The 11706-nt window shown below is 77.7% G+C and carries 7 protein-coding genes and 1 riboswitch; all 7 genes read right to left on the bottom strand.

Annotated features, from left to right (window positions below):
* Positions 1-44: 44 nt before the first annotated feature.
* On the bottom strand, positions 45-2714 hold the full coding sequence (locus tag BLU95_RS33335; RefSeq protein ID WP_353653519.1) for an ABC transporter permease: 2670 nt from the start codon (positions 2712-2714) through the stop codon (positions 45-47).
* Positions 2715-2782: 68 nt separating this feature from the next.
* A complete protein-coding gene (locus BLU95_RS33330) occupies positions 2783-3574 on the bottom strand; it encodes an ABC transporter ATP-binding protein (RefSeq protein WP_093863258.1) in 792 nt (263 codons plus the stop codon).
* A gap of 196 nt (positions 3575-3770) precedes the next feature.
* Positions 3771-5039, bottom strand: a complete 1269-nt coding sequence (locus BLU95_RS33325; RefSeq protein ID WP_231978007.1) for a sensor histidine kinase — start codon at positions 5037-5039, stop codon at positions 3771-3773.
* 5 nt (positions 5040-5044) lie between these two features.
* Positions 5045-5764: a two-component system response regulator CseB gene (gene cseB / locus BLU95_RS33320; protein ID WP_286158595.1), complete on the bottom strand. Its 720-nt coding sequence runs from the start codon at positions 5762-5764 to the stop codon at positions 5045-5047.
* A 394-nt stretch (positions 5765-6158) separates the two neighbouring features.
* Positions 6159-9221 (bottom strand): helix-turn-helix transcriptional regulator, encoded by a 3063-nt coding sequence (locus BLU95_RS33315; RefSeq protein ID WP_093863257.1) that lies wholly within the window; start codon positions 9219-9221, stop codon positions 6159-6161.
* A 124-nt stretch (positions 9222-9345) separates the two neighbouring features.
* Positions 9346-9504 carry a hypothetical protein gene (locus tag BLU95_RS42590; protein WP_159425089.1) on the bottom strand — a complete coding sequence of 53 codons (159 nt, stop codon included), beginning with the start codon at positions 9502-9504 and terminating at the stop codon, positions 9346-9348.
* Positions 9505-9539: 35 nt separating this feature from the next.
* A riboswitch (SAM riboswitch) is annotated at positions 9540-9663 on the bottom strand.
* 194 nt (positions 9664-9857) lie between these two features.
* A complete protein-coding gene (locus BLU95_RS33310; protein ID WP_159425088.1) occupies positions 9858-11273 on the bottom strand; it encodes a helix-turn-helix domain-containing protein in 1416 nt (471 codons plus the stop codon).
* Between the last annotated feature and the right edge of the window lie 433 nt (positions 11274-11706).

The following is an 11706-nucleotide window of genomic DNA, read 5'->3' as shown; positions in this document are numbered from 1 at the left end:
CGACCGGACCGCCGGCCGGGAGCCGACCCCGCCAGGGCCGCCCGTCACCGCTCGGCGACGGCCTCCAGCGGCCCCAGACCGGCGGCCCGGCGGGCCGGGACGGCGGCGGCGAGCGCGCCGACCACCGGCGACGCCAGGCAGATCAGCAGCAGCGTCGGCCAGGGCAGCTCCAGCCGGTACTGCGGGACGGCCCCGCCCGCCAGGGCGCCGACCCCCCAGGCACCGAACAGTCCGGCCGCCAGGCCCAGCACGGTGCCGAAGAGCGCCACCGTCACCGCCTCCAGCCGGATCGTCCGGCGGACGGCGGCCCGGTCCATGCCGACCGCGCGCAGGACGCCGATCTCGCGGGTGCGTTCGGTGACCGACATGACCAGGGTGTTGACGATCCCGAGGGCGGAGATCAGGACCCCGATCCCGAGCAGCCCGTACGTCAGGCTGAGCAGGCTGCTCGTCACGCCCCCTGCCGCCCGGACCAGCTCGGCCCGGCTCTCCACCCTCAGCAGCGGGTTGTCGCCGACGGCGGTGCGCAGCTGCCGCGCGGTGGCCCCGTCCGCGCGGACCAGGATCCGCTGGACGCTGCCGGGGCGGAAGGCGTCCCGCTGGACGTCCTCGCGGACGGCGAGCGCGTCGCGGGCGGTGGGGTTGTCCTGGTAGACGCCGACGACGGTGACGGTGGCGGGCTCGCGGTTGCGGCCGATAGACGTGGTGACCCGGTCGCCGGTGGTCAGTCCGTTCTCCCGGGCGGTGCTGCGGGAGACGGCGATCCGGCCCGGACCGAGGTCCTGGAGGGAGCCGCTGACGAAGTCGAGCCGCAGGACGCGCCCGGCCGTCGCCGGGTCGACGCCGGAGACCTCCCGGACCGTGCCGCCGAGGAACAGCGTGGAGTCCGCGACGGCCGCGGCCGTCCGCACCCCCGGGACGGTGGCGACCCGCCGCACGGCCTCCGGGTCGATGCCGGTCATGGTGCTGCCGGTGGCGACCACCCAGTCCGCGTCGAGCCCGGCCGCGGCCTGCCGGTCGAGCGCCCGCCCGGTGGAGTGGCCGACCGTGGCGAGCCCGCCGACCAGTGCGGTACTGACGAGCAGGGTGGCGGCGGTGGCCGCGGTGCGGCGCGGGTCGCGCAGCACGTTCTGCCGGGCGAGCAGGCCGGTGACGCCGAAGCGCCGGGTGAGCGGCCCGGTCAGCCGGACGGCCGGGGCGGCGAGGGCGGGCGCCAGCACGATCAGGCCGACGACGAGGGCACCGCAGGCCAGCATGGCATTGCGCAGGTTGGCCTCGGAGGCGTCCTCCGCGTGACCGGCGAGGGCGACCAGCAGGCCGGCCCCGAGCAGCAGCAGTCCGGCCCCGGCGACGGGGCGCAGCCGCGAGCGGGCGGCGGGGCGCTCCGCCGCGCGGAGTGCCTCGACGGGGGCGATCCGGGCGGCCCGGCGGGCCGGCAGCCAGGCGGCTAGCACGGTCACGCCGACACCGACGAACAGTGCCGCCGCGACCGGCCGGGGCCCGATCACCAGCGGGCCCTCCGGCAGCCGGTCGCCGTCGGTGCCCAGCAGGCCGGGCAGCAGTTCGGCGATGCCGAGGCCGAGGACGAATCCGGCCGCGGAGGCGGCCAGGCCGACCAGCAGCGCTTCGGCGAGCAGCGAGCGCACCACCTGGCGGCGGGTGGCGCCGACCGCCCGCAGCAGCGCGATCTCCCGGGTGCGGCGGGTGATCAGCATGGTGAAGGTGTTGACGACCAGGAAGGAGCCGATGAAGAGCGAGACACCGGCGAAGACCAGCGGCAGCTTCTGGTAACCACGGGTCAGGGTGCCGACGTAGCGGGCCTGCTGGTCGGCCAACGCGAGGCCGGTGGTGGCCTCGGCCCGGTCGGCGGGGAGCAGTTCGGTGATCCGCCGCGCCAGCTCGTACTGACCGGTGCCGGGGGTGGCGGAGACGTCCAGGGCGGTCCAGTGGCCGGGGGTGGCGAACAGCCGCTGGGCGGTCGCCCGGTCGAACAGGACGAGGGTGCCGCCCGCGGTGATCCGGGTGTCCGTGGTGGTGACGAGGCCGGTCAGACGGGCGGTGCGGGCCGGGCCGTCGGTGGCGAGGGTGACGGCGTCGCCGAGGCGCAGGTGTCCGGCGGCGGCGGTGCCCCGGTCGAGGGCGATCTCGTCGGCGCCGACGGGGGCGCGGCCCTCGACCAGGGGGTGCCGGGGGTCGGTGCCGTCGGCGCCGGGCGTGTACGCGGCGGCGAGGTTGGCGCCGGGCCGGACCCGCAGCGGGCCGCCGTCGGCGGCGTTCAGCACGGCAGTGCCGTCGGCCCGGGGCCGGACGGCGGCCACGCCGGGGACCTCCGCCAGCTTCGCGGCCAGCGCGTCGTCGAGCACGCCGTCCGGTCCGCCCCCGGCGGCCGTGCCCGGCGGGGGTTCCGCCGCGGTGACGGGGGTGAGCGCGGTGACGGTCACGGCGGTGTCGGCGAAGTCCTTGGAAGCGGCGGCCCGGTGGGCGGCGGCCGTGGAGTCGGCGAACACGAGGGTGCCGGAGGCGAAGGCGACGCCGAGGCAGATCGCGAGGACGGTCATCAGCAGGCGGGCCTTGTGCGCCAGGACGTTGCGCAGGGCTGTTCTCAGCATGGCGGGGCTCTCGGTGGCGGTGGTGGCGGGCGGAGGGTCCGGCGTGTTCGCGAGCGCGGCCACGGTCACGGTCGGGGTCGCGGTCACGGTCGGGGTCGCGGTCACGGTCGGGGTCGCGGTCGCGGTCGCGGTCGCGGTCGCGGTCGCGGTCGCGGTCAGGGTCGCGGTCGCGGTCAGCCGGTGCGCACGCGGGTGTCGACGGTCCGCATCACGTCGAGCACCCGCTCGGGCGTCGGGTGGGCCAGCTCGTCCACCGGGCGGCCGTCGGCCAGGAACAGCACCCGGTCCGCGTAGCCCGCCGCGACCGGGTCGTGGGTGACCATGACGACCGTCCGCCCCAGCTCGTGGACGGACTCGCGCAGGAAGCCGAGCACCTCGGCCCCGGCCCGCGAGTCGAGGTTGCCGGTGGGCTCGTCGGCGAACACGATCGCGGGCCTCGAGGCCAGGGCGCGGGCGACCGCCACGCGCTGCTGCTGGCCGCCCGACAGTTCGGCGGGCCGGTGGCCGAGGCGTTCGCCCAGGCCCACCATGGCGACCACCCGGTCCAGCCACTCCGGGTCGGGCCGGCGCCCGGCCAGCGCGAGCGGGAGCGTGATGTTCTCCAGCGCGCTGAGCGCGGGCAGCAGGTTGAACGCCTGGAACACGAAACCGAGCCGGTCCCGGCGCAACCGGGTGAGCTCACGGTCGCGCAGGCCGCCGAGTTCGGTGGTGCCGATCCGGACCGAGCCGGCGGTGGGGGTGTCCAGACCGGCGGCGCAGTGCAGCAGGGTGGACTTGCCGCAGCCGGACGGGCCCATGATCGCGGTGAACTCGGCCTCCCGGAAGGCCACGGTGACCGCGTCGAGCGCGGTGACCCGGGTGTCCCCGCGACCGTAGACCTTGGTGAGGCCGGTGGTGGCGGCGGCGATCCCGGGCGCCGGGTACGGGGCGCGGGCCGGGCGGGGGGCGAACGGGTCGGTGATCACGGGGCGGAACTCCTCCTCGGGTGCGTTCGGTGCACTTCGAAGGGTGTCCGGGCGACGTATCGGCCGACCGCGCCGCGACGTATCGGCGCGGGCTCCGGTTCGCGTCGGTTCCGCAGCAGGAGTTCGGGGCCGCCGGGCGGCGGGCCGGAAGGCCGAGTCCTGGTCCTCCGGGACGGCCGCCGCCCGGTCGCCGACGTCAGTCCGGCAGGTGGAGGGTGGCGACGGCGCCGCCGTCCGGGGCGTTGGCGAGGCGCAGGTCGGCGCCCAGCAGGCGGGCCTGGCCGAGTGCGATGGTCAGGCCCAGGCCGTGGCCCGCGCCGCGTTCGGCGGCGCCGGTGTGGAAGCGGCGCGGGCCGTGCCGGAGCAGGTCCGCGGGGAAGCCGGGCCCGTGGTCGCGGACCCGCACGGTGGAGCCCTCGACGGTGACGAGCACCGGCGCGCCGCCGTGCCGGTGGGCGTTGACGACGAGATTGCCGACGATCCGTTCGAGTCGGCGCGGGTCGGTCTCGACGGCCCCGGCCGCGCCGGTGTCCAGTCCGGTGTCCAGGCCGGTCCGCCGGACGGCCTCGCGGACGACCTCGCCGAGCGGGATCCGGGCCCGCACCGGCTGCTCGGCCCCGGCGTCCAGCCGGGAGATCTCCAACAGGTCCTCGACCAGCGCCCGCAGGTCGCGCACCCGGGCCCGGACCCGGTCCTCCGTCCCGCCCTCCGGCAGCAGGTCGGCGGCGGCCAGCAGGCCCCCGACGGGCGTGCGCAGCTCGTGGGCCACGTCGGCGGTGAACTGCCGCTCGACCCGCAGCCGGTGGGCGAGGCTGTCGGCCATCAGGTCGACGGTGACGGCGATGTCGGACACCTCGTCGCGGCCCCCGGTGGGCCCGGTGCGGGCGTCGAGGTCCCCGGCGGCGATCCGGTCGGCGGTCGCGGCGACCAGCCGCAGCCGGCGGGCGAGCAGGCCCGCCCCGTAGGCGGCGAGCGGGGTGGCGGCCGCGAGGGCGATCAGCGAGGCCACGGCCATCGCCGCGTCGAGCCGGGGCAGGTCGGAGAGTTCCGGGCCCATGTTGACCTGGACGGCGAGGACCGGGCTGCCCGGGCCGCCGGTGCGCTGGGCGGCCCAGACGCTCGGGCCGACGTTGCCCTCGACGCGGTCGACGACCGCGGTGTGCCGGTCGCCGTCGGCCGGGTGGCGCAGGGCGGCGGGCAGCTCCGCGGGGTCGAGAACCGCGCCGTCGGACAGGGCGCCGGTGCGGCGGTAGACGTCCATGGCCGCGTACACCGAGTTGAACGCCCGGGCCTCGGCGCGGGAGCGGATGTCGTGCTCGGTCCAGACGTGGACCAGGACGCCGACCGCGGCGGCGACCAGGCAGGCGGTGGCGGCGGCCAGCGCCGCGATCTTCCGGCGCAGCGAGATCCGGCGGGGGCGGCGGTCCCGGCGGGGGTGCGGGCGCGGGCGGAGGTACGGACGCACCGGGCTCAGCGCCTGAGCTTGTAGCCGAAGCCGCGGACCGTCTCGATCCGTTCCCGGCCGAGCTTGCGGCGCAGGCGCTGCACACACAGGTCGACCACCCGGCTGTCGCCGTCCCAGCCGTAGTCCCAGACGTTGCGCAGCAGGGTGTGGCGCTCCAGTACGACGCCCGGGTGGGCGGCGAACTCCAGCAGCAGCTTGAGTTCGGTCGGGGTCAGGGCCACCGGGCTCCCGGCGACGGAGACCTCCATGCCCGCGGTGTCGACGGTGAGGTCCCCGAAGACCAGCACCGCGTCCCCGGGCTCAGGGTCCGGGGATCCGGCGGGCGCGGGCGCGGGGGCGTAGGTGGCCCGCCGCAGCAGCGAGCGGATCCGCGCCACCAGCACGAAGGTGTCGACGGGCTTGACCACGTAGTCGTCGGCGCCGGCCTCCAGTCCGGCCACCACATCCAGCCCGTCGCCGCGCGCGGACATCATCAGCACCGGCACCAGGCTGGTCTCGCGGACCCGGCGGCACAGGCCGATGCCGTCCAGACCGGGCAGCATGACGTCCAGGACCAGCAGGTCGAAGGTTCCGTCGCGGAAGAGTTCGAGGCCGGTGAGGCCGTCGGCGGCGGCCGTCATCGTGTAGCCGTAGCGCTCCAGCGCCGTGGTGAAGGAGCGGCGCATCAGGTCGTCGTCCTCGACCAGCAGCACGCGGACGGGGCGCGAGGGATCGGGCGACGACACGGGCGGACGGCTCCTGTTCGGGCGGGGCGGCGACGGCGGGGCGGGGACGACGGGGCAACGACGAGGGGACAGCGACGGCGGGGCGGGGACGGCTCGACGGCGGACGGCACGACGGCGGACGGCCGATGCGGGGCCGGCGGCGCGACGGGCCGTCCCAGGGAACGATACGACAGGCGGCCGACCGGTCCGCGGTCCGGCGACGGCGCGTACGGCCGCCGCCGCACCGCCGGGCCCGGGCGCGGATCCGCAGGTCGGACGGGCTGCCCGGGCCCGGCGGCGGAGTCCCGGACGCCCCGGGGCGGGGCCCGACCGGGGCGTCCGGGCCGCCGATCCGATGCACGGTGGAGCGCCGCCCGATACCCGGCGGACACAGAGCCGCCGGACCGCTCCGGCCTCAGCCGGCGACCAGGTCCGCCCGGTGGGGGAAGCCCGGGTGCGGCGGGATGCCGTCGGCGGCGGCCGGCGGGACCGGGCCGAGCAGCCGGGCGAGGTCGAGCCGGCGGCGCACGCCGAGCTTGCGGTAGACCCGGGTGAGGTGCTGCTCGACGGTCGACACGGTGATGTAGAGCTTGCGGGCGATGTCCCGGTTGGACAGGCCGCGCGCGGCGAGCTCGGCGACCCGGCCCTCGGCCTCGGAGAGCGCGCCGACGCCTTCCGCCGGGGTGGCGGCCGGAAGCGCCCCGGCCCCGGGCACACCCGTCACGGGCGCCGCGGCCACCGGCACGGCGGTCACGGGCACGGCGGTCACGGAGGCTCCGGCCACCGGGACTCCGGCCATCGGGAGGGGACCCGCCACCGGCAGCAGCGACACCGGCGCGGCCGTCTGCGCCCGGACCGGCACCGGCACCACCGCCAGCACCGGCGTCCGGCGCAGCCGCCGGTCCGCCCGGCGGGCCCGGCCCGGGTCGCCGTCGTGCTGGTGGGCCTCGCTCAGCTCCCCCAGCGCCGCCGCCAGCTCGGACTCCGCCCCGGCCTCCTCCAGCAGTCCGACGGCGCGTTCCAGCAGTTCGGTCCGCTCCGCCGGTCCGCCCGCCGCCGCCCGGATCCGCAGCGCCAGGCCGCGGATCCTCGGGTGGCCGACCGGCCCCAGCCGGGCGAGCTGCTGGTCCGCGAGCGCGGCGGCGCCGCCCGGCCGGCCCAGGGCGAGCTGGGCGCGGGCCGCCCCGAGCCGCCAGGGCGCGATGGCCGGCAGGTGGTCCACTCCCCAGCGGGCCATGGTGTCGCCGCAGGCGCGGTAGTCGGCGAGGGCCTGCTCGGCCCGGCCGAGGGCGAGCCGGTGACCGGCCAGCGCGTACCGGTGGTGCAGGCCCGCGGGGGTGTGCTCCAGGCCCGCCGGGGTGGCCAGCTCCAGGAAGTGCGCCGCGTCCTGGTGCAGGCCGAGCGCGGTGCGGGCGGCCGCCATGGTCGCCAGCGGCAGCCCCACGGCCACCCCCCAGGCCTCCGGACGGACGTGCGCGAACGCGGCCCGACCGGCCTCGTCGGCGCTCCGCAGGTCGCCCTGGCGCAGCGCCGCCTCGGCGCGCAGCGCGGCCAGCAGGGCGTTCCAGTGGGCGCCGCAGCGGGCGCCGGCGCGTTCGGCGAGCGGGGCGCACCAGTGGACGGCCCGGTCGGCGCGGTCGGCGTAGAGCAGGACGGTGAGCGCGGCGGTGAGCGATTCGGTGCGCACGCCGCCGAGGAGTCCGGCGCGCAGCACGAGTTCGGCGCGGACCACGGCGTCCTCCGGGGACACGGTACCGGCGAACAGGGCGGCGAGCAGCCGCATGCCGTCGCTCCGGTCGGCGGTGGCGCCGTCGGCCGGACCGCTCCGGCGGGCGGGGTTGGGGAGCAGCGCGGGGTACCAGTAGGCGAGCCAGTGGCGCAGGGCCTCGGTGTGGACGGCCTGGCCGGGGACGGCTTCGAAGCGGGCGAGCGCGGTGGTGCCCTCGTCGATCCGGCCGTGCCAGAAGTGGTGGCGCAGGCGCTTGAGTTCGTGGCGCCGCGCGGTGTCGGCATCGGTGACGGTACCGGGGAGGGTGGGGACGCACTCGACGGCGGGGCCGGTCGGCGCCGGGCCGGACCACAGCCGCAGCGCGTGGTCCGGCACCGGTCCGAAGCCACCGGTCGCGGCGGTCTCCTCCGGCTCCGGCTCCGCGGCCGCGACCTCGGCCGCGACCGTGGCCTCGGCCTCGGTGGCATCCGCCGCCACCCCGGCCCCGTGGCCGGGCCCCTCCCACGCCCCGCCGCCGCCGAACTCCGGCAGCACCGCGCCGGGATCCCCGGCTCCGGCGGCGGGCGCCGGTCCGAGCGAGCTGCGCAGATGCCCCTCGGCCACCCGGGCGTGCCCGTCGACGGTGGCCGCCGTCGCACCGGCGGCGCGCAGCAGCCGGCCGGCCCGCTGGTGCAGGGCCGCGAGTTCGAGCGGCCGCATCGCGGCGAGCAGGTCCCCGGCGGCGGTGGGGTGGCGGAAGCCGCCGTCGCGGAAGAGCCCGGCCGCGTGCAGCAGGTACAGCGCCCGGGGCAGCGCGTCGGGGGCGAGCAGCAGCAGTTCGGCGAGGAGTTCCGGGGTGGCGCCGCCGCCGAGGACGGCGACGCCGCGCGCGTAGTGCAGGGCGAGCGGGTCGATCCGGTGCAGGCAGTGCATCAGACCGCGCCGGTAGCCCTCGCCGACGACCAGGGTGCCGGGGCTGCCGGCCCGTTCCTGGTCGCCGACGAGGCTGTGCACGAGCAGCGGGTTGCCGCCGGTGAGGGCGTGCGCCTCGACGGCGTGCCGTTCGGCGGCCGCGGCGCCGAGGCGGGTGCGCAGCACCTCGGCGACGAGGTCGGTGCCGAGCAGGTCGAGCCGGATGTGCTGGTGGTGCGGCTGGCGGGCGAGTTCGACCTCGAACAGCGGGTGCGCCGGGGTCATGGTCTCGCGGGAGCTGAGGACGGTGAGCACGCCGGTGCCCCGGGTGCGGCGGACCAGGTAGAGCAGGAATTCCAGGGACTGCGGGTCGGCGTCCTGCCGGTCGTCGACGGCGATCAGCACGGGGGCGCGTTCGGCCAGGCCGCGGACCAGCCGGAACAGACCCTCCAGGACGCGCTGGCCGAGCCGTCCGGCAGGGCGGTCGGACGGGGCGGGAACGGTGCCGGAGGCCGCGCCCTCGGCGAGCAGGGCCTCGGCGGCGGCGGCCTCCTCCGGCGCGAGGTCGGCACCCTGGAGGAGCTGCCGGGCCAGGCCGAGCGGGAACTCGCGTTCGAGCGGCGAGCCGGTGCCGACCAGGACCTGGACGCCGCGCTCGGCGGCGCTGTCGGTGAAGGCGTAGAGCAGGTCGCTGCGCCCGCTGCCGACCGAACCGTGCAGCACGATCACGCTCCCGGCGCCGGCCGAGCAGCGGTCGAGGGCGTGGTGCAGCCGCCGGTACTCGGACTCGCGGCCGGCCGGCGGGGTTCTCGACGGATCGTACGGATCGTGCGGCGGGGACACGGGAAGGGGGGACATCCGTTCTCCTGGTGCAGGGCGCACGGGAGGACGGGCCGCTGGGCGCTCCTCCTCGCGCGGGTTCGTGGGCGAGGGAATCGGACGGACCGACCGGGGCGGGCGGACGCCCGGCCGGCCGACCGGCTCAGCGACAGAGGGAGCTGGCGCGCCGCAGCAGGTCGACGTCGAGGCGGGCGACCAGGCGGAGGTCGGCACGGAGCAGCGGGGCGGCGGACGTCGTACGCGAACCGATGAGCGGCGACGACTGCGAACCGGCGCGCTGTCCGCCTGCCCGCTGTGCCACGACGTTCTCCGTTCCCCCGCGCCCTCCCGGGCCCAGCACCGCGCTTGTGACGGTCCGTCGGTCCGACGAACCCTCACCTGGCTTATCCCCGGGGCACCCCACCGCAGTGTGGGGGTTGCCGGTCAGCCGGCCGGGGCCTTGTGGCTGACACTCTTCGCCGCCCCGAGTCTAGGAAGTGCCCGGCGAGCGAGTCAATCGGCTGCGAGGCCCGGAATCCGGGCCACCGGCCGGTTCGCCACGGGGCGCAACGGTCGCGCAACACGGCCGCGACACACCGCGACACACCGTGACGCACCGCTGCGCAGCCGCCACGGTGCGGCTCGGGGCCCCGGGCACGGGCCCCGGCCTCCGGCTCACCCCGCCAGGCCGTGCCCGGCCAGCCGGCGGCGCAGTCCGGCGAGTTCGCGCCGGACCAGCGGCGGCAGCCCGTCCACCCCGCCGCCGGCCGCCGCGAGTACCGGTCCGAGCAGGTCAGCGGCGGCCCGCGGGTCCTGGGCGAGCAGGTGGCAGTCGGCCACCCGGACGGTGAACAGCAGGCGGGCGGAGGGAAGTTGGTCGGGGGCGAGCAGCGCCAGCGCGGTCTCGGCGGCGTCGACGGCCCGGCGGGCCAGCCGGGGGTCGTCGACGGCGGCCGCCGCGTCGCGCAGGGCGGCGGCGGCCCCGGCCTCGACCCGCAGCCGCATCGAGGCGATGGAGAGCCAGGCGGCGTCGGACTCGTCGTGGACGCCGATGTGGTCGAGGTGGAGCCGGGAGCGGCCGAGGTGGCGGACGGTGGCGCGGACGTCGCCGGTCATGGCGTGGGCGCGGGCCCGGGCGATCTGGCCCATGGCGCCGGCCCAGTGCCGGGCGGGGGCCACCCGGGAGATCTCACGGGCGTAGCCGAGGGCGGCGTCCGGGTCGCCGTCGAGGCGGGCGAGGAAGCTCATGTCGCTGAGCGCGGCCACCTGGGTGGCGTGGTCCCCGGCGAGTTCGGCCCAGCCGAGGGCGCGGGTGAAGCAGGCCATGGCGGTGGCGTTGCGGCCGTCCTGCATCCGCAGGGCGCCGGCGGCGTGGGCGTACTCGCCGGCGAGCCGGGCCAGCGGGCGGCGGTCGGGGCCGGCCGGGTGGGCGGCCAGGCGGCGCAGCACGACCCGCAGGGTGTCCTCGACGGCCGCGGTGCCGGGGGCGGTGGGGCTGTCGCCGGCCCGCAGGTGGGCGGCGAGCAGGCCGGCCAGCGCGTGGGCGGTGTCCGGGTCGACGGGGGCGGCGGTGTCGGGGTCGGCGGCACGGAACGCGGTGTGCAGGGCGGCCAGGTCGGCCGGGGCGGGGACGGCGCAGCCGGCGGCGTCGTGCAGCGGGCAGAGCAGCCCGTAGTCGGGGAGGCGGTGCGGCAGGTGGGCGGCGAGGCCGGCGGGCAGGACGGGGCCGAGGGCGGCGACGGGCGGGCCGGGCAGCGGGGGGCGGGTCCAGTCGCCGGGCGCCGGTGCGGGGGGTGCCTCGACGGCGGGCGCGGGGGCGGGGGCCGGGGCGGGGCCCTCCTCGGCGAGGCGGCAGGCGGCGCGCAGTTCGCCGCCCGCCCGCAGCAGGTCGTCGAGGCGGTCGGCGATCCGGGGACTGGTGCGGCGGGTGCCGTGCTCCAGTTTGCTGACGGCGGTGTGGTCGTAGCCGATCTCGGCGCCGAGCTGGGCCTGGGTCAGTCCGGCGCGGCGGCGCCACTGGCGCAGCTGCCGGCCGAAGGCCTGCCAGAGGTGGTCCTCGACGGGCGTGGTCGCCGCCCGGTTGCGGTGCACGGGGCTGCCCTCCCGAGTGCGTTCCGGGCCCTCCGGTGGGAGAGGTCCGCTGAGGAGGACGGTACTGGACGAGGGCCCCCGCCGTACATGATGTGGTCTCAACCACTTCCGCACTCTGGTCTCAACCTCTCCACATGATGGTCTCAACCTCTCCTCTCTATTGGTCTCTACCTTACGGGCCACCGGTCTCTACCTCTCCGAGCACTCCGACCTGCCGAAAAACCCTTCGCACCGTCAGCTGCCGCACACTCAGGGCTGCTTGACAATCCGGGGCGGCACTTGACGGAACTTGCCAACCCCCCGTTCCGCGCGTCCAGCCCGTTGACCGTGGCATGACGGCGTGTGAGGGTTCCGGCACCCGAGCGCGGACGCCCGCCGGCCAGTCCCCCCAGCGTCCTGCGGTGAGCGCCCCTCCGGCGCACCGTCCGCGGTC

Origin of the sequence: Streptomyces sp. TLI_053, from assembly GCF_900105395.1 — a bacterium.
GTDB lineage: Bacteria > Actinomycetota > Actinomycetes > Streptomycetales > Streptomycetaceae > Kitasatospora.
This window is presented reverse-complemented; position numbering and strand designations above follow the sequence as displayed.

Excerpts from the sequence above, each read along its gene's own strand:
- BLU95_RS33315 (WP_093863257.1), bottom strand. The coding sequence starts at position 9,221 with ATGTCCCCCCTTCCCGTGTCCCCGCCGCACGATCCGTACGATCCGTCG.